The organism is Thauera carbonicopians, assembly GCF_025699485.1.
Taxonomy (GTDB): Bacteria; Pseudomonadota; Gammaproteobacteria; order Burkholderiales; family Rhodocyclaceae; genus Thauera.
The window spans coordinates 1-23,914 of the sequence record NZ_JANUXN010000007.1 but is presented as its reverse complement, the minus strand read 5'-3'; the positions used below and the strand labels follow the sequence as shown (position 1 = coordinate 23,914).

The window sequence follows — 23,914 nt, the reverse complement described above, 5'->3', positions numbered from 1 at the left end:
GCGCCACATCGCGGCGACGGAAGCGGCCCATCCGGAGCACACTTCCCGAACCAGCCGATTGCCTGAGTCCATTGAACATCACTTCGCCTTGATTCGAGGTTTTCCATGCAAGCCAATCCTTCCTCCGCCAGCGCAGCGCCATTTACCGCCATCACTCCGCATCCCGAGGCCTCGCCGCTGCGTGCCGCCATCACCGCGGCCTGGCGCACGCCCGAGACGAGCACGGTGCCGTGGTTGCTGGAGCAGGCCCGCCTGCCGCCGGCACTGGCCAAGCGCAGCCACGATCTGGCGCTGCGCATCGCCGGCGCGCTGCGCAGCCGCAAGGCCAGCGGCGGCAAGTCCGGCCTGGTGCAGGGGCTGCTGCAGGAATTCTCGCTGTCCTCGCAGGAAGGCATCGCGCTGATGTGCCTGGCCGAAGCGCTGCTGCGCATCCCCGACGTCGGCACCCGCGATGCGCTGATCCGCGACAAGATCAGCCATGGCAACTGGAAGGGCCACGTCGGCCAGAGCCCGTCGATGTTCGTCAATGCCGCCGCCTGGGGGCTGATGCTGACCGGCAAGCTGGTCGCCACGCACAGCGAGAGCGGCATGTCCAACGCGCTCGGCCGGCTGATCGCGCGTGGCGGCGAGCCGCTGATCCGCAAGGGCGTGGACATGGCGATGCGGATGATGGGCGAGCAGTTCGTCACCGGCGAGACCATGGCCGAAGCGCTGGCCCATGCCCAGGCACTCGAAGCCAAGGGCTTCCGCTATTCCTACGACATGCTCGGCGAAGCCGCACTGACGGCAGAAGACGCCAAGCGCTACCTGAACGACTACGAGCAGGCCATCCACGCCATCGGCAAGGCCTCGAACGGCCGCGGCGTCTACGAGGGCCCGGGCATCTCGATCAAGCTGTCGGCGCTGCATCCCCGCTACGCCCGCGCGCAGGTGGAGCGGGTGATGGCCGAGCTGTACCCGGTGGTGCTGAAGCTGGCGCTGCTGGCGCGGCAGTACGACATCGGCCTGAACATCGACGCCGAGGAAACCGACCGCCTGGAGCTGTCGCTCGACCTGCTCGAAAAGCTCTGCCACGAACCCGGCCTGCAAGGCTGGAAAGGCATCGGCTTCGTCATCCAGGCCTACCAGAAGCGCTGCCCCTACGTCATCGACTGGCTGATCGAGCTCGCCCGCCGCACCGGCCACCGGCTGATGATCCGCCTGGTCAAGGGCGCCTACTGGGACAGCGAGATCAAGCGCGCCCAGGAAGCGGGCATGGAGGACTACCCGGTCTATACCCGCAAGCCCTACACCGACGTGTCCTACATCGCCTGCGCGCGCAAGCTGCTGGCTGCGCCCGATGCGATCTATCCCCAGTTCGCCACCCACAACGCACAGACGCTGGCTGCCGTTTATGAACTGGCCGAACCGACCACCTACCTGCCGGGCCAGTACGAATTCCAGTGCCTGCACGGCATGGGCGAACCCCTTTACGAGCAGGTCGTCGGCCCGGTAGCCGAAGGCAAGCTCGGCCGGCCGTGCCGCATCTATGCGCCGGTCGGCACGCACGAAACGCTGCTGGCCTACCTGGTGCGCCGCCTGCTGGAGAACGGCGCCAACACCTCCTTCGTCAACCAGATTTCCGACGACGGCATCCCGCTGGAAGACCTGGTGAAGAACCCGATCGAGCAGGTCGAGGCGATGGCCACACAGGAAGGTACGCCGGGCCTGCCGCATCCGGGCATCGCAGCGCCGCGCAAGCTCTACGGCGCCGCGCGTGCCAACTCCGCCGGCCTGGATCTCGCCAACGATCAGGTGCTGCTGAAACTGGCCCAGACCCTGCAGACCACGGCTGCCGGCAGCCTGCGCGCCGAACCACTGATTGCAGCCGACGCAGCCGCCTCCGGGGACGCTCCGGTCGAACCCGTGATCAACCCCTCCTGCCATGCCGACCAGGTCGGCACGGTGCGCGAAGCCGCTTCCGCGGAAGTCGAAGCCGCCTTGCAGGGCGCACTCGAAGAAGCGCCGCGCTGGGCCCAGGTGCCCGCAGTCGAACGCGCCGCCGCGCTGCAGCGCGCCGCCGACCTGATGGAAGCGCAGTTGCAGCCGCTGATGGGCGTGCTGGTGCGCGAAGCAGGCAAGACCTACGCCAACGCGATTGCCGAAGTCCGCGAGGCGGTGGACTTCCTGCGCTACTATTCGGCCCAGGTGCAGGCCCAGTTCGACAACACGACGCACCGCCCGCTCGGCCCGGTGGTGTGCATCAGCCCGTGGAACTTCCCGCTGGCGATCTTCACCGGCCAGGTCGCCGCTGCGCTCGCCGCAGGCAACACCGTGCTGGCCAAGCCGGCCGAGCAGACGCCGCTGGTGGCTGCGCGTGCGGTGCAGTTGCTGCACGAGGCCGGCATTCCGCGCGCCGCGCTGCAATTGCTGCCCGGCCGCGGCGAGACAGTGGGCGCCCAGCTGACCGGCGATACCCGCGTGCAGGGCGTGATGTTCACCGGCTCGACCGAAGTGGCGCGGCTGCTGCAGCGCACGCTGTCCCAGCGCCTGTCGCCCGGCGGCCAGCCGATTCCGCTGATCGCCGAGACCGGCGGCCAGAACGCGATGATCGTGGACTCCTCGGCGCTGACCGAGCAGGTCGTCGTCGATGTGCTCTCCTCCGCCTTCGACAGCGCCGGCCAGCGCTGCTCGGCCCTGCGCGTGCTGTGCGTGCAGGAAGAAGCCGCCGAGCGGCTGCTGACCATGCTCAAGGGCGCGATGGCCGAACTGCGCCTGGGCAACCCCGAACAACTGTTCAACGACATCGGCCCGGTCATCGATACCGAAGCTCAGCAAGGCATCCAGCGCCACATCGATGGTTTGCGGGCCAAGGGACGTGCAGTGCACCAGCTGTGCCAGCGCGATGCCAGCGCCGACGAAGGCACCTTCATCCCGCCGACCCTGATCGAACTGCCCGACCTGGCCGATCTCACCCGCGAAGTGTTCGGGCCGGTGCTGCACGTGGTGCGCTACCGCCGCGAAGACCTGCCGAAGCTGCTGAACCGGCTCAACGGCCTGGGCTACGGCCTGACCATGGGCCTGCACACCCGCATCGACGAAACCATCGCCCAGGTCACGGCGACGGCCCACGTCGGCAACCTCTACGTCAATCGCAACATCGTCGGCGCCGTGGTCGGCGTCCAGCCTTTCGGCGGCGAAGGCCTGTCGGGCACCGGCCCCAAGGCGGGCGGCCCGCTCTACCTCTACCGGCTGCTGTCGGCGCGGCCCGATTCGGCCCTGGCCGCTCCTTTCGGCACGGTCTCGACCATCCAGCCCGCCGCGGACACGCCGGCACTGAAGGAACTGGCAGCATGGTGCCGCAGCCAGAACCTGCCCTTCGCAGCCCCCATGCCCTTCTTCAGCGGCGCGCACTACGAACTGCCCGGCCCCACCGGCGAGCGCAACGTCTACCGCGTGCTGCCGCGCGAGGCCGTGCTGTGCCTGGCCGGCGACGAGACCGGGCTGCTGGCGCAACTGGCCGCGGTGCTGGCTGTCGGCAGCCGCGCAGTCTGGCTCGATGACAATGCCACGGCCCTGCATCGCCGCCTGCCGCCCAGCGTGCAGCAGCACGTCGTGCTGGCGGCTACGTTCGCCGCGGCCGAGTTCGATGCCGTGCTGCATCATGGCGGCGAGGCGGAACTGCGCCGTGTGCTGGCCGACCTGGCCGTGCGCCCGGGGCAGATCATCGGCGTCACCACCTGCCTGCCCGGCGACAGTACGATAGCGCTGGAGCGGCTGGTCATCGAACGCGTGACCAGCATCAACACCGCTGCAGCCGGTGGTAACGCATCGTTGATGACGATGCAGTGATTTTGCTGCGCCCGACCTGCTCGAGGTCTCCCATTCAAAGGAGGAGGATCAAGACATGACTCAGTCAGCCACACCCGATCATTCGCCCCACGCCGGCAAGCGCATCGCGCCGAAACATGCCACGCATGCCCTGCCGTCGTATCTCGACCCCGAGCATCTCGGCCCATGGGGGATCTACCTGCAACAGGTCGATCGCGTCACGCCCTATCTCGGCCATCTGGCCAAGTGGGTGGAGACGCTGAAGCGGCCCAAGCGCTCGCTGATCGTCGACGTTCCGATCGAACTGGACAACGGCACCATCGCCCACTTCGAAGGCTACCGCGTCCAGCACAACCTCTCGCGCGGCCCCGGCAAGGGCGGCGTGCGCTTCCACCAGGACGTGACCCTGTCCGAAGTGATGGCGCTGGCGGCGTGGATGTCGGTCAAGAATGCCGCGGTGAACGTCCCCTACGGCGGTGCCAAGGGCGGCATCCGCATCGACCCGCGCCAGTACTCGCAGAACGAGCTGGAAAAGGTGGCACGCCGCTACACCAGCGAGATCGGCCTGATCATCGGGCCGACCAAGGACATCCCGGCGCCGGACGTGAACACCAACGAGAAGGTCATGGCCTGGATGATGGACACCTACTCGATGAATACCGGCGCCACCGCCACCGGCGTGGTCACCGGCAAACCGATCGACCTGGGCGGCTCGCTGGGCCGGCGCGAGGCAACCGGGCGCGGCGTGTTCACGGTGGGCGTGGAAGCGGCCAAGCTGACCGGCCTGGCCATCGAAGGCGCACGCGTGGCGGTGCAGGGCTTCGGCAACGTCGGCGGCACGGCCGGCAAGCTGTTCGCCGAGGCAGGCGCCAAGGTCGTCGCGGTGCAGGATCACACCGGCACGGTCTGCCGCGACACCGGCCTGGACGTGGATGCGCTGCTGGCGCACGTACAGCAGACCGGCGGCGTGAAGGACTTCGGCGAGGCCGATGCGATGAGCGACGACGAGTTCTGGTCGGTCGATTGCGACATCCTCATTCCGGCCGCGCTCGAAGGCCAGATCAACAAGGACACCGCACCCCGCATCCGCGCCAGCATGGTGATCGAAGGCGCCAACGGCCCGACCACGCCGACCGCCGACGACATCCTGCGCGACCGCGGCGTGCTGGTGCTGCCCGACGTGATCGCCAACGCCGGCGGCGTGACGGTGAGCTACTTCGAGTGGGTGCAGGATTTCTCCAGCTTCTTCTGGACCGAGGAGGAGATCAACCAGCGCTTGGTCAAGATCATGCAGGACGCCTTCCACGGCGTCTGGGAAGTGGCCCAGCATCACAAGGTCACGCTGCGCACCGCCACCTTCATCGTCGCGTGCTCGCGCATCCTGCAAGCGCGCGAACTGCGCGGGCTGTATCCGTGATCGCTTCCCTGCGCATGTAGGCAACACAGGCTGCATGCTGCAGGTTTTCCACCGTCCCGCGCGATCGAGGCGGTGGAACGGAAGCCGGGCATGATGTCCCCTGCGGACCTCATGCCCGGCATGAAATCGATCGGCGCCGGAACCGGCCGGCGCTCACGCCGCATGATCCCGGCCCAAGGGAATGTTTCCCCCCGCACGGCATCGGTCCCGTAAGGCGGAACCACCGCCAGCAGCCGCATCCCCGGTTCGGCCGCTCATGAGCGCCTGGGCGCCGCCTTCCGCCTCCGCAGGAAAGCACATCCGCGCCGCAGCAGACCGACGAGGCCTTTCTGCCTGCACCCGATGCATCTGGCAAGCGTATTCCCGTGATCTTGTTGTCATTCATGGTTTTGGCGATATTGAAATCTGCCCGCCATTGCCCGAGAATCGCCGCCGCAGTTCGCGTTTCATGCATCCGGTTCGTGCGTGTGCCCATGTTGTACTGCGTTCCTGCGTCCGGGCGCCTGGTCCGACCGCACTGCACAACCTGTCATCCCGAAAGGCCTCTTCATGGACGTAAGCGCCAGCATCTCCTGCCCCAAATGTGCATCGACACGCTGCCGCGTGTCGCGCTGGCGTTCGCATACGGAAAAAGTCGACAACCCGGACAAGCGTCCCTATCGCTGCGAAGCCTGCTCGCACCGCTTCATCGCCTCGGCAGACGCCGCGATGAAAAAAAGCCGGACGGGCGGATCTTCCTTGCTGACCATCGGCGCCGCAGCCGTCGTCGCCGGCGCGGTGAGCAGCGTCGTCCTGTTGTGGCCCGATGCGGCGGAGCACGATGAAGCCGCGATCAACTTCCCGCAGGCGGCAATCGCTGTCAACTCCACGATCGAAGAAGCTGCGCGCAACGGCGACGTCGAGGCACAGTTCCGCCTCGGCCGCGCGGCCCTGCTCGATACTTCGCGCGGCAAGGAAGGCGCTGCCGAAGCGGTCACCTGGCTGCGGCAGGCAGCCACCGGCGGCCACGCCGGCGCCATGCTGCAACTGGGCAAGCTCTACCGCAGCGGCGTGGGCATGCCGCAGAACTACGACTATGCCGAGAAGTGGATTCGCACTGCGGCCGAAGCGGGTGACAGCGATGCCATGGTCGAGCTCGGCCGCCTCTACCGCAGCGGACTCGGCGTCACTGTGAACCCGGTCCAGGCCTACGTATGGTTCAACCGCGCGGCTGCCGCGATGAACATGGACGGCGTGTACGAACGCGACAACATCGCACTGAAACTCGGCCCGGACGAGATGAAGGCCGCCCAGGCGCTGTCGCTGGCCGACGAAGAAGGCCACGTCGATCCGACGCCCGACAAGGTCGCCAGCGAAGACTGACCCCGCCATCTGCGGTTTGCCGAATAAGCAAACCAGAAATGCTTGGTTTGGTCGTCCACGGCCATTTGGCAGACTCCGTGCCTACGAATTTGCACAGGAGCTGCCATGAAATCCCGCTTTGCCCTCAAGTCCTTCGCTGCCGCCCTCGCCCTGGCCGGCCTCATCGGCAGCGCTGCCGCCGAATCGCTCAAGGTCGGCTACCTGCCGGCCACCGGCCATGCCAAGTTCTTCGTCGCCAAGGAGCAGGGCCTGTTCGCCAGGGAAGGGCTGGACGTGGAACTGGTCGAGTTCCACAATTCCGCCGACGGCCTCAATGCCATCATCGCCGGCAAGCTCGATACCGGCGCCTTCGGCACCACCGGCCCGATCGCCCATCTCTCCAAGGGCACCAGGCTGAAGATCATCGGCGGCATCATGGGCGGCGACGCCGCACTGGTGACCACCCCGGCCGGCGCGGCCAAGGTGAAGGACATCGCCGACCTCAAGGGCAAGAAAGTCGCCACCGTGCGCATGGCTTCGGGCGATGCGGTGTTGCGTGGCGCGCTGAAGGATTCGGGCCTGAACTGGAAGACCGACCTGGAAATCTTCGAGCTGAAGAACCCATCGGCGGTCATCGAAGCGGTCAAGTCCGGCCAGGTGGACGTCGGCCTGGTTTGGGGGCCGCATGACCTGCGCGCCGAAGCACAAGGGCTGCAGATCGTCATCCATTCCACCGACCTGCAGCCGGGCCACCCTTGCTGCCGCCTCGTCATTACCGAAGCGAACGGCAAGAGCCCGGAGACCTGGGAGAAGTTCCTGCGCGCGATCCTGCTCGCCGAACGCTTCGCCGCGGAGAACAAGGAAGCCACCATCGAGGCGATCGCCAAGTACGTGAAGCTCGACAAGGATCTGCTGCAGCGCGGCTACTACTCGCAGTACATCGACCAGTCCAGCGATCCGGACGCCAAGGGCGTCAGGCATTTCGCCGACGTCATGGCCAGCAGCGAATTCATCGCCAAGGCGCCGGACGTGTCGTCGTCGATCGATGCCCGGTTCTACGAGAAGGTGCTGAACCAGCTCGCCGCCGAAAACCCGGCCGACGCCTACTGGCAGAAGCTGCAGCAGGACTTCAAGCGGAAGAACGGCTGATGACCGCAGAGTTGAGCCTGCAAGGCGTCGGCTTTTCCTACGAGGAAGGCGCGGCGCCGATCCTCGAGAAGATCGACCTCGACGTCCCGGCCGGGCAGTTCGTTTGCCTGCTGGGGGCCAGCGGCTCGGGCAAATCGACATTGCTGCGCCTGCTGGCCGGCCTGCAGTTTCCCGGCCGGGGACGGCTGCTGCGCAAGGGCAGGCCGATCACCGGTCCCGGCTTCGACCGTGGCGTGGTGTTCCAGGACTACGCCTTGTTCCCGTGGATGAGCGTGGTCGACAACATCGCGATTGCCATCGGCAAGGCCCAGCCGGAGCTGCGCAAGGCGGATTGCCGCGCCCAGGCGGCGGACTGCCTGGCCAAGGTCGGGCTGGAGTCGGCGGTCAGCCTGTATCCGTTCGAACTGTCCGGCGGCATGCGCCAGCGCGCCGCCATCGCACGCGCGCTGGCGCTGCGCTCGCCAGTGCTGCTGATGGACGAACCCTTCGGCGCGCTCGACCCCGCCAACCGCGCCCGCCTGCAGGATCTGCTGACCGAAGCCTGGGAAGCCGATACGACGAAAAAGACCATCGTCTTCGTCACCCACGACATCGACGAAGCCCTGTACCTGGGCGATCGCGTCGTCGTGCTCGGTTCGACGCCCGGCCGGCTGATCGCCGACCTGCCCGTCCCCTTTCCCCGCCACCGCGACCGCCGCACGCTGTTCGACAGCGCCGGCTTCCACGCCCTGCGCGAATCCATCGCCGAAACCCTGGCCGCCGACACCCTGCGTCAACTCGTCTCCGCCTGAAGGAAGCCTCACCATGTCCGAAACCCTCACCGTCGCGCAGCGGGAACGGCCGCTTGCCGACGACGCTGCGCGTCCGGCTGCAGTGCGCAATGCCGCCGCCAAGCCATCGACCCTGCGCACGCTGCTCGACGGCTCCATCGTCTGGCTCGTGCTGCTGGGCGCCTGGTTCGCCGCCGCGGCCTGGTTCCCGCTGGGCGAAAACCCGCTGATCCCCAGCCCGCAGGTCACGGCGCTGGCGCTGTGGGAATCGCTGCCGGAACTGTGGAAGAGCACCCTGGCCTCGTTCGCCATTCTGGTGCCCGGCCTGTTGCTGGCCATCGTGACGGGTGTCGCCGCCGGCATCCAGGTCGGTGCGTCGCCACGCCTGCAGCGGATCTTCTTCCCCTTCGCGCGGGTCGCCGCCCCGGTGCCACCGACGGTGTACGTGCCCTACGCCATCGCCATCCTGCCGACTTTCAAGCTCTCGGCGATCTTCGTGGTCTTCATCGGCGCCTTCTGGCCGATCTTCCACAATGCCGCCGCCGGTGCCCACGCACTGGAAGGCCGCTACCGCGACAACGCTCAGATCCTCGGCCTGACACGGCGCGAATTCCTGTGGAAGGTCGTGCTGCCGGCGGCGATGCCCCACATCTTCTCCGGCATCGCCGTGGGCCTGGGCTTTTCCTTCATCCTGCTGACCGTGGCCGAGCTGTTCGGCGCCAACGCCGGCCTGGGCCGTTTCGTCCAGTACTACGCGGACTTCGCCGACTACCCGAAGATGGTCGCCGGCATCCTGTACACAGGCCTCGTCACTTTCCTGGCGATGAGCTTGCTCGAAGCCATCAAGCGCCGCGTGCTGTTCTGGCACCGCTGAAGGAGAAAACCGATGTTCGCCATGCTCTCTTTCCGCCCCGCCCGCCCCCGCCTCGCCGCGCTGCTGCTGGCCTCGCTGCTGGCTGCAAGCGCCGGCCCGGCCAGTGCCGTACTGTTCGAACGCGAAACCCGCGACTTGCGGGCCGAGACCCGCTCGGCGGCGGACTCCGGCCGCAAGCTGGCCGTGTTCCTGACCATGCCCGGCTGCCCCGGCTGCCGGGAGATGGAGCACAACGTGTTCCACGACGCGGCCACCGAAAAGGACTTCGGCACGCGCTTTGCCACCGTCAGGGTGGACATCGCGCAGGAGTCGGTCCTGGTCCTGCCCGACGGCGAGACCACCACGCCCGGCCAGTGGGCCCGCCGCCTGCGCGCGCTGGGCACACCGTCCTTCGTCTTCCTCGACGGCCAGGGCGAAGTTCTCTACCGCCACACCGGCGTCCTGGATGCCGACGGCTTCCGCCAGTTGAGCGACTTCGTCGCCAGCGAGGAATACGAGAACCGCCCCTTCCAGCCGGCCGGTGCCGCCCACACGCATCACGGCAATCACCACTGAAGACCCCATGCAGCACAACAAACTGATCTCCCTCGCCGACGCGGTCGAGCGCTACAGCTGGGACGGCATGCAGTACGCCAGCGGCGCCTCGCTACCGGTCGGCTCCGACGCCATCGTCTTCGGCCGCGAGCTGGTACGCCGCCAACGCCGCGACCTGCACGCCCTGTTCCACTGCAACACCCAGCAGCTCAACCTGCTGGCCGCGACCGGCGCGGTGGGCAAGGCCGAATGCGGCTTCACCGGGCTGGAAGTGTTCGGCTTCGCCAACGGCCTGCGCCGCGCGGTGGAAAGCGGCCAACTCGTGCTGGAAGACTATTCCAACCTGTCGTTCGGCCTGCGCCTGCTGGCCGGCGCGATGAACTGGCCCTTCGCCCCGGCGACGGTCAACATCGGCTCCGACATCCAGTGGCGCAGCGCCTTCGCGCCCGACGAATACCCCGCCCGCGCCAAGATCCCGACGGTGACCGACCCCTTCTCCGGCCGCGAAATCGGCGCCCTCAGCCCGCTCAAGCCCGACGTGGCCGCCATCCACGTGCCGCTGGCCGACCCGCTCGGCAACGCGATCATGCTCGGCACCGAATGGAACCGCTTCGAGCTGTCGCGGGCGGCGAAGAAAGTGGTGCTGATCGCCGACGCCATCGTCGATACCGCCTGCATGCGCCAGTTCCCGAACCTGGTGCGCATCCCCGACATCATCGTCGAGGCCGTGGTGTATTGGCCTTTCGCCGCCTGGCCGCAGTCCTCGCCCGGCCTCTACGACGTAGACGAGGCCCACATGCAGGCGATGAACAAGGCCCTGGCCACGCCCGAGGGCACCGTCGACTACGTCCGCCAGTACATCGACGGCTATGCCGACATCGACAGCTACCTCGACATGATCGGCCGCGATACCGTCGAACGCCTGTCCCACACCGGTACCGCCTTCCTGCTCGACCCGTTCCGCCAGTGGATCAAGACGCCGGAAGAAGTCCGCGCCCTGAGTTCAGGAGACGCCCGATGAGCGCCCCGGCTTCCAGCAATCCCGCCAATGCCGCGCTCGAGCAGCCCTACACCCGCCAGGAAATGATGGCGATCGCCACCGGCCGCGAATTGCGCGACGGCGACCTCGCCATCTTCGGCGTCGGCCTGTCGATGCTTGCCGGCTATTTCGCCCAGGCCTGCCACGCGCCCAACATCCGCACCATGACCGAAGGCGGCGTGTATGGCGCCACCCCGGTCGGCGGCCTGCCCTGGGGCATCGAGTGCAACCGCATCTCGGCCAACGCCACCAGCTTCACCAATGCGCTGGACGCGCTGGGTTTTCTCGTCGCCTCCGGCCGCTGCGACGTCGGCATCATCGGCGCGGCCCAGGTGGACAAGTTCGGCAACGTCAATACCACCGGCATCTGGGATGGCGACGGCGTCATCGGCGGGCATTACCGCCTGCCGAGGACACGCCTGACCGGTGCCGGCGGCGCCAACGACATCGCCTGCGGCGCGGGCCGGGTCATCATCATGGTCACCCACGAAGCCAAGCGCTTCGCCGACAAGGTCAGCTACATCAGCTCGCCGGGCTACCTGGACGGCGGCGACGCGCGCGCACGCCACGGCTTCGTCGGCGGCGGCCCATCGGCAATCGTCACCACACTCGGTATCATGCGTCCCGACCCGGTGAGCAAGGAATTCATCCTGGACGCCTGGTACCCTTTCTCCAGCGTCGAGGAAATCCGCGCCAACACGGGCTGGGACCTGAAAGTGTCCCCCACCGCCCGCGCCGTGCCGGAACCGAGCGCCGCGGAGCTCGCCGCCCTGCGCCGGGTGGACGAGACGGGAATGCTGCGCAAGAAATAAGGACCGAACGAAAGCATGAGCGACATCCAGACCCTGCGACGGGTTCTGCAGGAATCCCGCAGCATCGCCGTGGTCGGCCTGTCGGCCGACTGGTTCCGGCCGTCGTACTTCGCCGCCAAGTACATGCAGGCGCACGGCTACCGGATCATTCCGGTCAACCCGAAGTACCCGGAGATCCTCGGCGAGAAGAGCTACCCCGACCTCGCCTCGATCCCGGAAAAGGTCGACATCGTCGATGTGTTCCGCAAGCCGGCCGACGCGGTGGCCGTGGCCGAACAGGCGATCGCCATCGGTGCCCGCACGCTGTGGCTGCAGATCGGCGTCATCAACGAGGAAGCCAGGCGCAAGGCCGAAGCGGCCGGGCTCACCGTGATCATGGACCGCTGCGTCAAGATCGAATACGCCCGCCTCTTCGGCGGCCTCAACTGGTTCGGCGTCAACACCAAGCTGATTTCCGCCCGCCGCCCCCGCTGGCTTCCCTGAGCAGGATTCCGAACATGGCAGACCATCAGTACGGCTTCGACACCCTGTGCCTGCACGCCGGCCAGATTCCCGACGCGGCCACCGGCAGCCGCGCCGTCCCCATCTACCAGACCACTTCCTACGTCTTCGACAGCCCCGAGGAGGCCGCCAGCCTCTTCAACCTGCAGACCTTCGGCAATGTCTATTCGCGCATCTCCAACCCCACCGTGGCGGTGTTCGAGGAGCGCATCGCCGCGCTGGAAGCCGGCCGCGCCGCGGTCGCCACCGGCAGCGGCATGGCCGCGCAGATGATCGCGCTGCTGAACATCTGCGAAGCCGGCGACCAGATCGTCGCCGCGCGCACGCTGTACGGCGGCACCCACACCCAGCTCGACGTCAATTTCCGCAAGCTCGGCATCGACGCCGTGTTCGTCGATCCCGACGAGCCGGAGAACTTCGCCCGCGCGATCACGCCGAAGACCAAGGCCTTGTACGCCGAAACCCTGGGCAACCCCTCGCTCAACGTGCTCGACATCGAGGCGGTGGCGAAGATCGCCAACGGTGCCGGCCTGCCGCTGTTCATCGACAACACCTTCGCCAGCCCCTATCTGTGCCGGCCCTTCGAATGGGGCGCGGCGATCAGCGTGCATTCGGCGACCAAGTTCATCGGCGGCCACGGCACGACGATGGGCGGCGTGATCGTCGAATCCGGCAAGTTCCCCTGGGACAACGGCAAGTTCCCGAGCATGACCGAGCCTTCGCCCGGCTACCACGGCGTGCGTTTCTTCGAGACCTTCGGCGACTTCGGCTTCACGATGAAGTGCCGCATGGAAGGCATGCGCACTTTCGGCCCGGTGCTCTCGCCCTTCGCCGCTTTCCAGCTTTTGCAGGGCGTCGAAACCCTGCCGTTGCGCATGGACCGCCACTGCGCCAACGCGCTGGCGGTGGCCCGCCACCTGGAATCTCACCCCAAGGTCGCCTGGGTCAATTACCCCGGTCTGGAAAGCAGCCGCTACCATGCGCTGGCGCAGAAATACCTGCCGCGCGGCGCCGGCGCGGTGCTGAGCTTCGGCATCAAGGGCGGCGCTGCGGCCGGGCAGAAGTTCATCGACTCGGTCGAATTCCTGTCCCACCTCGCCAACATCGGCGACGCCAAGACCCTGGTGATCCACCCCGCCTCCACCACCCATCGCCAGCTTTCCGAGGAACAGCAGGTCGCCGCCGGCGTGCCGCCCGACCTGATCCGCCTGTCGGTCGGGCTGGAAACCCTGGACGACATCCTGTGGGACATCGACCAAGCCCTGGCCAAGGCTTAGGAGCCAGTCAGGCCTCCCCATCACGGCAGAACCGAGCCCTCATGCGGTCCAAGGAACCGTCATGGCAGCTCACCAATCATCGGATCACGGTGGTGTCCTCCCAAAAACGTTGGACCGCCCCAGAAAAGTCGCTTGAGCCTGAATCCGGCGGATTCCCAGGCCAGCAGCCGGACGACACTCTCCTGCACACTGCGTGACCCGGCCCAGGAAAAGGGGCGGGAAAGGCTGCCGGCACTTCACAACCGGCATCCGCAGCAATCTTTCCACTTTCCCGCACGACGTCCATACGTCCTCCAGGCAACTCCGCCTGGAGGAAAGGCCTGCATGAATACTTTTTGGCACGAGCCTTGCTTCAAGCAGCCATCACTTCGCCGACCCAACAAGCCATTTCCTTGATGGAAAAGCGACTTGCCGATGTTCCCGGGCACCGCATCACTCTGCCGATGCCCTCCGATGGATCGTTGATGCACTGCAATAGTGCCCATGGACCACAGCCCGCACCAAGCAGCAGAGGCATGAGTTCATTCGAACCCGACAATAGAGAAACGACGCAATGGAAAGCGCAATCTATGCCTCGCCTCCCTTGGCGGGCGCCGATCTGCCTGGCTTTGAGCTGTTCCAGACGAGCGACATCGAAGAAGCACGCCAGTGGGGCGCCCGTGTGTTCTGTGAGAACCGCCTGAGCAGGCTCGACACCCGAAAGCCGATCCACACCCGCATGTACTACCGCCGCCTGCGCGGCCTGGGCGTGGGGCGCATGAGCTACGGTGGCGAAGTAGCCATCGATCCTGGCACCCTGGATTCCTTCGTGCTGGTGCAGATGCCGCTGCGCGGGCGCGAAATCATCGAGACCGGCGGTGAAACCCTGTGTTCGACGCTGCGCACGGCTTCCGTGCTCAATGCCCACCTGCCGGTCCAGATCCGCCACGAAAGCGACACCGAGAAGCTGGTCGTGCGCATCGACCGGGACGTACTCGAACGCTATTGCATCCAGCATCTGGGTCAGGCCTTGCGCGCGCCCATCACCTTCCGCCCCACGATGGCGCTCGACACCGCGGCCGGACAACGGTGGATGCGGCTGATGACCTGGCTTCACACCAACCTGACCGAGGACGAAGGCCTTCATTCGCCGCTGATCGCGGCTCAGACCGAGCAGATGGTCATCACCATGCTGCTCACCTGTCAGGCACACAACTACAGCGAGGCCCTGACCCAGGAAGACCGCTCCATCGCCCCGGCTTTCGTCAAGCGCATCGAGCACTACATCGAGGAGCACGCCAACGAACCGATCACCATTCTCGATCTGGCCGAGCACGCAAACGTGAGCACGCGCTCGATGTTCACGGGCTTCCGCCGCTTCCGCAACACTACGCCCATGCTCTACCTGAAAGAGGTGCGCATGCGCCGGGTCAACGAAGAGCTCAAGCGCCTCATGCCCGGCGAGAGCACGGTGACCGCAGTCGCCTTTCGCTGGGGCTTCAATCATCTCGGGCACTTCACCACCGACTACAAGCGCCGCTTCGGCGAAAGTCCATCCGAAACCCTGGCGCGCTAGGTACGGCAATATCTTCCGCGGCATCGCCGCGGACTTCCCCGCATTGGACCAGGGTCAGGCCCTGCCTTCATCACACGGGAACGGCGGCCATCCTGCACTGGCAGGATAAGATCGGCGCTCAGCGGAGTGCGCACCCCACCAAGCTCAGCCAGCATGGTCCGAACAAGGTCTGTCGCTGCACCGCACGTCCGCGGCATGGCCCGGCGAAGGCTATCCGCAACCACCTATTCGAGGACTGCAGGCTTGATGCAAGAATCCGGGCTCTGTCCGCCACCAGCCACCTACCGCTCACATGATGTAGACGAGACACGCCGCATCGTGGCCGACATCTACTGTGATCACCGTCTGGCGCAGACCCGCGGCAGGGAACGGCTCGATTACCTGCACATTCATCAGCGCATGGGCGCGGTGAGCTTCAGCGAGATGCGCTATGGCGCGGAAGTCGCCATAGCGCCCGGTTGCCTGCAGTCCTTCTTCCTGGTACAGGTGCCAGCTTCGGGCCACGACCGCATGCGAGTGGACGGTGCCGAGTTGCTGTGCGACCCCCGCCACGCCACCGTCCATGCGCCCGACAGCCAGCTCGACATGCATTGGAGTGCCGATTGCAGCAAGTTCGTCGTGCGCATCGAGCGGGAAGCGCTCGAACGGCATGCCTCGCTGCTGGCGGGACGGGAATCGGCCGGCAAGCTTTCCTTCCTGCCCATTGCCGATCTCGAATCACCCACGGTCCGTACCTGGGTGAGGACCGCGCGCCACATGTTCGACGAACTGCGCTGCAACCCCGCACTGGCCGACGAACCACTGGTCAGCAGCCAGATCGAACAAATGCTGTTGACCACCGCGCTGAACTGGCTGCCGGGCAGTTTCGCCGCCGCGACGGCCTGCTCTACCCGTACCGTGCTGCCTCGCCACGTCCGCCAGGCAGAAGAATACCTGCGCACGTACCCGGAGCAGCCGATCACCGTGGAGATGCTGGCGCACCATGTCGGCGTCAGCGGGCGCACGCTGTACGACGGTTTTCGCAAATTCCTCGGGATAAGTCCCATGCGCTATCTGCGCGATCTGCGCATGGAGCGGGTACGTGCCGACCTGCTCGATCCAGCGCAGCCGGCCAGCGTTACCGCTCTCGCCACACAGTGGGGCTTCTTCCAGCTCGGCCGTTTCGCGATCGACTATCGCCGCCGGTACGGCGAGTCGCCTCACGAGACCCTGGCAAAGTCCCGCTGATTCAGTGATTTGAACGCCGTCACGGCAGCCGGCACTTCACATCCCTGCATCACCCCGGCGCTGCTTCACATTTCTGCAATTCCTGCATAGTCATTGCAGTCTGCGCATATTTCCCACCTCCTGCATCCGTCAAATTAGCCGTGCCTTCAATAACGAAGGCCCCCTCACGACGGAGCAGAAATAATGCGAAAGATCACCATCATCGGTGCGGGCCAGGCAGGCCTGCAGTTGGGTATCGGCCTCCTTGCCCGAGGCTACGAGGTCACCATCGTCTCCAATCGCAGCGCCGACGAAATCGCCCGCGGTCGAGTCATGTCCAGCCAGTCCATGTACGACATGGCGGTCGGATACGAGCGCGGGCTCGGACTTGCCTTCTGGGATCAGGAATGCCCACCCATCACCGGAGTCCACATGCGTGCAGGCGGCAGCGACGGCAAGCTGCTGGTCGACTGGCGCTCGCCAATGACGGCACCGGGTCAGTCAGTAGACCAGCGCATCAAGATGCCGGCGTGGATGGGCGAGTTCGAACGCCGCGGAGGCCGGCTGCTGATCGATGACGCGGACCTGGCTGCATTGGAGCGCTATGCGGACGCCGCCGATCTGGTAGTGGTCTCCACCGGAAAAGGTGAAATCGGCAAGCTGTTCGAGCGCGATGCCGAACGCAGCGTATTCGACTGTCCGCAGCGCACCATTTCACTCACCTATGTCCATGAGATGAAGCCGCGCGCGGACTGGTCGGCGCTCAACATCAGCATCAATCCAGGTATTGGCGAGTACGTGAACTTCCCCGGGCTGACCCACACCGGCCCCTGCGACATCATCAATCTGGAGTGCATCCCTGGCGGCCCGATGGACCGCTGGGACGAGGTGAAGACGCCAGCCGAGCACCTCGTACTCGCAGTCGAGCTGATCCGCACGTATTTCCCCTGGGAGGCCGAACGCTGTACCGATCTGCGCCTGACCGACGATCTGGGCACACTGGTCGGCCGCATCACGCCCACCGTACGCAAGGTGGTGGGGCGCCTGCCGTCCGGCCGCGCAGTCATGGGCATGGCCGACGTACTCGTACTCAACGATCCGATCACCGGCCAAGGCTCGAACAACGCCAGCAAGTGCGCAACCATCTATCAGGAAGCGATCACTGCACACGGCGCAGCCGCTTTCGACGAGGTCTGGATGAAGGCCACTTTCGAGACCTATTGGGACTACGCACAATGGGTGGCACGCTTCACCAACACCCACCTCCTCCCTCCGCCACCCCGCTTGCTCAAGATCTTCGCCGCCTGCGGCTCCAACCCCAGGCTCGCCGCCCGCGTCGCCAATGCCTTCGACGACCCCAAGGGTCTGGCCCCGTGGTACTACGATGACGCCGAAGCCGACCGCCTCCTCGCCTCCTTCGAAGTAACGGCATGAGGACCGCGGCAATGAAGCATATCGAAGCCTCGAGCCTGGCGCTGCTGATCGCCGGCGCTCTGCACTGCGGCACCGCGACAGCAACCCAGGGCATCTTCCCCCACGGCTACGGCGTCAGATCCGAGGGCATGGGCGGCGTCGGCGTGGCGCTGCCGCAGGATGCCGTGGCCGGCGCAACCAACCCGGCCGGCATGGTTGCCGTCGGTGACCGCCTTGATCTCGGCCTCGCGTTGTTGAAGGTAGACAACGGCGTCCGCTTTGCCGGCGTCCGCCATTCCGGCAGCAAGGACACGTCCCTCTACGTGATACCCCAGTTCGGGTACAACCACATGATCGACTCAGCCAGCAGTGTAGGCGTGAGTGTGATCGGCAACGGCGTCGGCACCAACTACGGCAGCAGCGACAACGTCGGCGGCATGGCATCGCCCCGCTCCGCACTCCAGCAGATGGTGATCACGCTGAGCTATGCGCGCCGCGTCGGCAATGCCCACGCGCTCGGGTTCGGTGTGGTCGTCGCCCGCCAGGATCTCGATATCGACGGGCCGGCCAGCATCGGCCTGCCGGAAGGACGCGACAAGTCCTGGGGTGCCGGCCTGCGCGTCGGCTGGCAGGGTACGCTGGCACCAGGCCTGACCGCGGGCGCCACCTACGCCAGCAAGGTCAACATGGGGCGGATGGACAAATTCGCCGGCCTGCTGCCCGAGAAGGGCGACATGGACATTCCTGCCAACTACGGCCTGGGCCTCGCCTGGACGCAGGGAGCACTGACTCTGGGTGCGGACGTGCTGCGCATCCTGTGGCGCGACGTGCGCGCCTACGGCAACGGCGGTGTCGGCAGCAGCACCGGCGCACCCGGCAGCGATCATGGACCCGGCTTCGGCTGGAAGAACCAGACCGTATGGCGTATCGGCGCGGCCTATACGCTCGATGCGGCATGGACCCTGCGGGCTGGCTACAACCACGGCAGTCGTCTGCTGGACAGCCGCCACACCTACCTGGGCGCGCTCGCACCCGCGGCCAACCGGCGCCACCTCACGATGGGGGCAAGCCACATGCTCGGCAACGGCGACGAACTGTCGGTGGCCTACACCCGTTCCTTCAGTGAAACGACCCACGGTACGGGCAACGGCCCCGACGGCATGACCGATCCCTACATGGGGCAACACTGGCTGTCGGTGTCCTATGGCCTGCGTTTCTGAGGAGATCGCCATGATCGATACCCGCCTGCTGCGCCAGGCCTTTGGCCAGTTCGCCACCGGCGTCACCATCATCACCACGCGCGACGGAGAAGGCCGGCCGGTGGGAGTGACCGCCAGCAGCTTCAACACCGTCTCGCTGTCGCCACCGCTGGTGCTGTGGAGTCTGGACCGCCGGGCCCTGAGTTTCGAGTCCTTCGCCAAGGCACGGCACTTTGCCGTACACGTGCTGGCTGCGCATCAGCGTTCACTGTCGGATCGCTTCGCGCAAGCGTCTACCGACAAGTTCGCCTCCCTCACGCTGGAAGAAGGCTTCGGTGGCGTACCCGTGATCGCCGGGGTGGAAACGATATTCGAGTGCCAGACCAAGCACCTCTACGACGGGGGCGATCATCTGATCCTCGTAGGCCAGGTGCTGCGCCTGTCGCTGCCGGCGGCATCGCCCGCGCCGCTTCTCTTCTGCCGTGGCCGCTACGCCTCGATCGCGGCGGAACCTGGCGCCGCCTGAGCGTGCCTGGCAGACCATTCCCGAATTGTGCACTGACGGGATAAAGCCGGTAGGCACGGGAGCGCCCCGGATGCCGGCAATCCCTAGCATTGATCTCGAACGGTGCGCGATGCATCCCGCACGCGGGTGCGCCTGAACCGGAAATCCCAAGCAAACCCCTGACACACGAAGGAGAAACAAATGGCAGACGAACCGATCGTACGCCGGCGCACCGTTGCCAAGGGCCACGGCATCAGCGACGCACGCACCAACAACGCCAAGACCCAGAGCCAGTACCAGCCCTACAAGGATGCAGCCTGGGGCTTCATCAACCACTGGTACCCGGCCGTGTTCACCAAGGAACTAGCCGAGGACGAAGTCAAGGGCATCCAGATCTGTGGCATCCCCATCGTGCTGCGCCGCGTGAACGGCAAGGTGTTTGCGCTGAAGGATCAATGCCTTCACCGCGGCGTTCGCCTGTCCGAGAAGCCCATGTGCTTCAACAAGAAGACCATCACCTGCTGGTACCACGGCTTCACCTTCGATCTGAAGGACGGCAAGCTCTCCACCATCGTCGCCAACCCCGACGACAAACTGGTTGGCACCACCGGCATTACCAGCTATCCGACCGAGGAAGTCGCCGGCATGGTGTTCGTCTTCGTGCGCGAGGATGACTTCCCCGACGAGGACGTGCCGCCGCTCGCCCACGATCTGCCCTTCCGCTTCCCCGAGAACAGCGAACGCTTCCCCCACCCGCTGTGGCCGTCTGCCCCCAGCGTACTCGACGACAACGCCGTGGCCCACGGCATGCACCGCACCGGTTTCGGCAACTGGCGCATTGCCTGCGAGAACGGTTTCGACAACGCCCACATCCTGGTGCACAAGGACAACACCATCGTCCACGCTATGGACTGGGTGCTGCCGCTAGGCATCCTGCCCACGTCCGACGACTGCATCGCTGTGGTCGAGGACGAGAACGGCCCCAAGGGCCTGATGCAGTGGCTCTTCACCGACAAGTGGGTACCGGTATTGGAAAACGAGGAACTGGGCCTGAAAGTGGAAGGCATCAAGGGTCGCTTCTATCGCACCTCGGTCGTGCTGCCCGGCGTGCTGCTGGTGGAAAACTGGCCAACCGAGCACGTGGCGCAATACGAATGGTACGTGCCCATCACCGACGACACCCACGAATACTGGGAAGTCCTGGTCAGGGTCTGCCCCACGCAGAAGGAACGCGACGATTTCCAGTACAAATTCGATCGGGTGTACAAGCCCTTATGCCTGCACGGATTCAACGATTGCGATCTGTACGCACGCGAGGCAATGCAGAATTTCTATGCCGACGGCACCGGCTGGGACGACGAGCAACTCGTCGCCACGGACATCTCGCCCATCACCTGGCGCAAGATGGCTTCGCGCTGGAACCGCGGCATTGCCAAGCCTGGCAAAGGCGTAGCCGGTTCGATCAAGACCCATTCGATCCGCTTCAAGGACACCGCCGAAGGCAAGCCGCCGCGTTATTTCGTCGATCAAATCGAAGACTGACCTGGATTCGCTCCCTCCCCTTCAGGGCGTGAAACAGGGGTTCCGGCATGAGTGCCACCTGCTGAACGACATCGCGGAGCGGAGGCTTCCAGGCTGGAGTGGGGATGGGACTCGCGAGGCACAACATTGCGCGACGCCCCCCTGCTCCGCCCCCAATCCCCACGGAGTCCGAATTTTGGAAAGCACCCATCAAAGCATCTGGGCCGAGTTCAGAGAGACCAGCTTCAGCCAGGGCTGGGTGGACGCGGGCGGTATCGCCACCCGCTATCTGCACAGCGGCCAGACTTCACAGCCAGCGTTGTTCCTGCTGCACGGTGTCGGTGGCCACGCCGAAGCCTACGTGCGCAACCTCAAGGCCCACGGCCACCATTTCTCCACCTGGGCCATCGACATGATCGGCCACGGCTGGTCCGACCTGGCAAGCCGTGACCTGGAGATCCCGGCCTACATCGATCACATCCTGCGCTTCATGGATGCGCAGAAGATCGAGCGCGCCAGTTTCTCCGGAGAATCCCTGGGCGGCTGGGTCGCGGCACGCATGGCCATCGACCACCCCGACCGGGTCGAACGCCTGGTGCTCAACACTGCCGGCGGTTCACAGGCCGACCCGGCGGTCATGGCGCGGCTCAAAACGCTGTCACTGCAGGCGGCGAGCGACCCAAGCTGGGCCTTCATCAAGGCCCGCGTCGAATGGCTGATGGCCGACAAGTCCAAGGCCTATGATGACCTGATCGCCGCCCGCCAGGCCATCTATGCGCGCCCCGGCATGAACGAGGCGATGAAGCACAACATGGTCCTGCAGGAAATGGACGTGCGCCTGCGCAACATCCTGCGCGCCGAGGATTACGGCCGCATCCAGGCACCAACGCTGGTGCTGTGGACCTCCCACGACCCCACTGCCAACGTGGCCGAAGGCCGCCGCATGGCCTCGATGATCCCCGGCGCCTTGTTCACCGTGATGGAAGGCTGCGGCCACTGGCCCCAATTCGAGGATCCACAGGTGTTCAACCGCATCCACCTGGCCTTCCTGCTGGGGGGCGACGTCCCCGAGGCAGAGCGCGTCGGCTCCTGAGGGCGGCGCGGAGGAAACATGAGATGAACACGATGCTGCAGTGCATGTCGCATACGCCCCTCAAGGGTTACTTCGATCCGTCCGATGAGGTGGTCGCGGAAGTCGCGGCACTGGTCGCAGCGGTGAGCGCAGAAGTGGCGCACTTCGATCCGGAAATGATCTACCTCTTCGCTCCCGACCACTACAACGGTTTCTTCCTCGACCTGATGCCTCAGTTCTGCGTGGGCATGGCCGCCACCTCGGTGGGTGACTACACCACGCCTGCCGGCCCTCTGTCGGTGCCGCGCGACATCGCCGAAGCCTGTGCCGAAGCGGTGATCGCCCGCGACATCGACATCGCCTTTTCCTACCGCATGCAGGTGGACCACGGCTTTGCCCAGCCCCTGCAGGAGATACTGGGCGGGCTGGCACGCTACCCGGTCGTGCCCATCATGATGAACGCGGTGGCGCCGCCGCTGGCGAGTTTCCGCCGTGCCCGCCAGTTGGGCACAGCCATCGGCGACTTCGCCCGCGGGCGCAGCCAGCGCGCACTCTTCGTCGCCTCGGGCGGCATGTCTCACAACCCGCCCATTCCCCGCATCGCCACCGCAACCGACCCGGAAGTGGTGGAACGCATCGTCGCTGGCCGCAACCCTACGCCGGAGGCACGCGACGCCCGCCAGAAACGCACCGTCGCCGCCGCACGTGCCTTCGCCACCGGAGTAAGCGAGCAGCATCCGCTCGCCCCTGAGTGGGATCGCAACCTGATCCACGACCTATGTACCCGCGACTGGGGCGCGATCGACGCGTGGCGCAACGATGCCGTCACCGAAGCTGCCGGCGCCTCCGCCCATGAAGTCAGGACCTGGGTGGCAGCAACTGCGGCGATGGACGCGGCAAGCGGCGGCCAATGGGATGCAAGCGAACGCTACTACCGCGCCATTCCCGAATGGATGGCCGGCTTCGGCGCCATCTCCGGCTACGGCCGCAAACACTGATTCACGCAGGATTCCCGAATGAGCGACATATCCACCGACATCGTCGCGGCGGCCGACCGCCTGCACGCAGCGATCACCCAAGGCCGACCCATCGCACCGCTGCGCGAAAGCTTCGCCGACCCCTCGATTGAACACGCCTACGCCATCCAGGCGCACAACACCCAGCGCGCGCTGACGGCCGGACGCCGACTGGTGGGGCGAAAGATCGGCCTCACTTCGCCAGCGGTGCAGCGCCAACTCGGCGTGGACCAGCCCGATTTCGGCATGCTGTTCGCCGACATGGCAGTGGGCGACGCCGAACCGGTCGCCCGCGGCCGCCTGATCCAGCCCAAGGTGGAGGCGGAAATCGCCTTCGTGCTCGATCGACCCCTCGAGTTCGAGCGCCACACCTATGCAGACGTTCTGAATGCCGTCGCCTACTTCCTGCCGGCAGTGGAGATCGTGGACAGCCGCATCGCCGATTGGCGCATCGGACTCTTCGACACCATCGCCGACAACGCGTCCTCAGGCCTCTTCGTGCTGGGCGGCAATCCAGTCAAGCCCGGCTCCTTCGACCTGGGTCGCTGCGGCATACGGATGCTGGAAGGAGAACGCGTGGTATCCGAAGGCAACGCCCGCTCCTGCTTGGGCAATCCGCTCAATGCAGCGATCTGGCTGGCAGACATGCTCGTCCGCGTCGGCCGCCCGCTGCAGGCCGGCGACATCGTGCTGACCGGCGCGCTCGGGCCCATGGTCGCGGTCGATCCGCTGCGCCCCCAGACCTTTGCTGTCGATATCGAAGGTCTCGGCCACGTCGAGGCGAGCTTCGCCTGAAACGGAACGAGATTCCCCAAGGAGTGAACGAATGAACAAGATCAAATGCGCGCTGATCGGCCCGGGCAACATCGGCACCGATCTGCTGTACAAACTCAAGCGCAGCCC

20 protein-coding genes are annotated in these 23,914 nt (G+C 65.9%); all 20 read left to right on the top strand.

The genetic code is table 11. The features are described 5' to 3' along the window. Positions 1-105 precede the first annotated feature (105 nt). Positions 106-3,831 (top strand): trifunctional transcriptional regulator/proline dehydrogenase/L-glutamate gamma-semialdehyde dehydrogenase, encoded by a 3,726-nt coding sequence (gene putA / locus NX068_RS10985; RefSeq protein ID WP_263461319.1) that lies wholly within the window; start codon positions 106-108, stop codon positions 3,829-3,831. A gap of 55 nt (positions 3,832-3,886) precedes the next feature. Continuing rightward, positions 3,887-5,227, top strand: coding sequence for a Glu/Leu/Phe/Val family dehydrogenase (locus NX068_RS10980; RefSeq protein ID WP_263461318.1), 1,341 nt, complete (start codon positions 3,887-3,889; stop codon positions 5,225-5,227). Between the two features lie 603 nt (positions 5,228-5,830). Continuing rightward, positions 5,831-6,589, top strand: coding sequence for a tetratricopeptide repeat protein (locus NX068_RS10975; RefSeq protein WP_263461317.1), 759 nt, complete (start codon positions 5,831-5,833; stop codon positions 6,587-6,589). Positions 6,590-6,694: 105 nt separating this feature from the next. Next, positions 6,695-7,717 carry an ABC transporter substrate-binding protein gene (locus NX068_RS10970; protein WP_263461316.1) on the top strand — a complete coding sequence of 341 codons (1,023 nt, stop codon included), beginning with the start codon at positions 6,695-6,697 and terminating at the stop codon, positions 7,715-7,717. Beyond that, entirely contained in the window at positions 7,717-8,508 is a 792-nt protein-coding gene (locus NX068_RS10965) for an ABC transporter ATP-binding protein (protein ID WP_263461315.1), read from the top strand. The genes NX068_RS10970 and NX068_RS10965 overlap by 1 nt, the downstream gene beginning before the upstream one ends. 13 nt (positions 8,509-8,521) lie before the next feature. Beyond that, positions 8,522-9,361 carry an ABC transporter permease gene (locus NX068_RS10960; RefSeq protein WP_263461314.1) on the top strand — a complete coding sequence of 280 codons (840 nt, stop codon included), beginning with the start codon at positions 8,522-8,524 and terminating at the stop codon, positions 9,359-9,361. A 12-nt stretch (positions 9,362-9,373) separates the two neighbouring features. Further along, positions 9,374-9,916, top strand: a complete 543-nt coding sequence (locus NX068_RS10955) for a thioredoxin family protein (protein ID WP_263461313.1) — start codon at positions 9,374-9,376, stop codon at positions 9,914-9,916. 7 nt (positions 9,917-9,923) lie between these two features. After that, positions 9,924-10,916, top strand: a complete 993-nt coding sequence (locus NX068_RS10950) for a CoA transferase subunit A (RefSeq protein WP_263461312.1) — start codon at positions 9,924-9,926, stop codon at positions 10,914-10,916. Beyond that, a complete protein-coding gene (locus tag NX068_RS10945; RefSeq protein WP_263461311.1) occupies positions 10,913-11,746 on the top strand; it encodes a CoA-transferase subunit beta in 834 nt (277 codons plus the stop codon). The genes NX068_RS10950 and NX068_RS10945 overlap by 4 nt, the downstream gene beginning before the upstream one ends. A 15-nt stretch (positions 11,747-11,761) precedes the next feature. Beyond that, positions 11,762-12,229 carry a CoA-binding protein gene (locus NX068_RS10940; RefSeq protein WP_263461310.1) on the top strand — a complete coding sequence of 156 codons (468 nt, stop codon included), beginning with the start codon at positions 11,762-11,764 and terminating at the stop codon, positions 12,227-12,229. 14 nt (positions 12,230-12,243) lie between these two features. Further along, positions 12,244-13,524: an O-acetylhomoserine aminocarboxypropyltransferase/cysteine synthase family protein gene (locus NX068_RS10935; RefSeq protein ID WP_263461309.1), complete on the top strand. Its 1,281-nt coding sequence runs from the start codon at positions 12,244-12,246 to the stop codon at positions 13,522-13,524. A 553-nt stretch (positions 13,525-14,077) separates the two neighbouring features. After that, positions 14,078-15,079: an AraC family transcriptional regulator gene (locus NX068_RS10930; protein WP_263461308.1), complete on the top strand. Its 1,002-nt coding sequence runs from the start codon at positions 14,078-14,080 to the stop codon at positions 15,077-15,079. A gap of 246 nt (positions 15,080-15,325) precedes the next feature. Next, positions 15,326-16,306: an AraC family transcriptional regulator gene (locus NX068_RS10925; RefSeq protein WP_263461435.1), complete on the top strand. Its 981-nt coding sequence runs from the start codon at positions 15,326-15,328 to the stop codon at positions 16,304-16,306. A gap of 183 nt (positions 16,307-16,489) precedes the next feature. After that, positions 16,490-17,719: a styrene monooxygenase/indole monooxygenase family protein gene (locus tag NX068_RS10920; RefSeq protein WP_263461307.1), complete on the top strand. Its 1,230-nt coding sequence runs from the start codon at positions 16,490-16,492 to the stop codon at positions 17,717-17,719. 11 nt (positions 17,720-17,730) lie between these two features. Next, positions 17,731-18,918, top strand: a complete 1,188-nt coding sequence (locus NX068_RS10915) for an OmpP1/FadL family transporter (protein ID WP_263461306.1) — start codon at positions 17,731-17,733, stop codon at positions 18,916-18,918. A 10-nt stretch (positions 18,919-18,928) separates the two neighbouring features. Then, a complete protein-coding gene (locus tag NX068_RS10910; RefSeq protein ID WP_263461305.1) occupies positions 18,929-19,423 on the top strand; it encodes a flavin reductase family protein in 495 nt (164 codons plus the stop codon). Positions 19,424-19,603: 180 nt separating this feature from the next. Then, a complete protein-coding gene (locus tag NX068_RS10905) occupies positions 19,604-20,944 on the top strand; it encodes an aromatic ring-hydroxylating dioxygenase subunit alpha (RefSeq protein WP_263461304.1) in 1,341 nt (446 codons plus the stop codon). A gap of 175 nt (positions 20,945-21,119) precedes the next feature. Further along, complete coding sequence (locus NX068_RS10900; RefSeq protein WP_263461303.1) at positions 21,120-22,016, top strand: alpha/beta fold hydrolase; 897 nt, start codon at positions 21,120-21,122, stop codon at positions 22,014-22,016. A gap of 23 nt (positions 22,017-22,039) precedes the next feature. Then, on the top strand, positions 22,040-22,993 hold the full coding sequence (locus NX068_RS10895; RefSeq protein ID WP_263461302.1) for a 3-carboxyethylcatechol 2,3-dioxygenase: 954 nt from the start codon (positions 22,040-22,042) through the stop codon (positions 22,991-22,993). Between the two features lie 18 nt (positions 22,994-23,011). Then, complete coding sequence (locus tag NX068_RS10890) at positions 23,012-23,806, top strand: 2-keto-4-pentenoate hydratase (protein WP_263461301.1); 795 nt, start codon at positions 23,012-23,014, stop codon at positions 23,804-23,806. Positions 23,807-23,914: the final 108 nt, after the last annotated feature.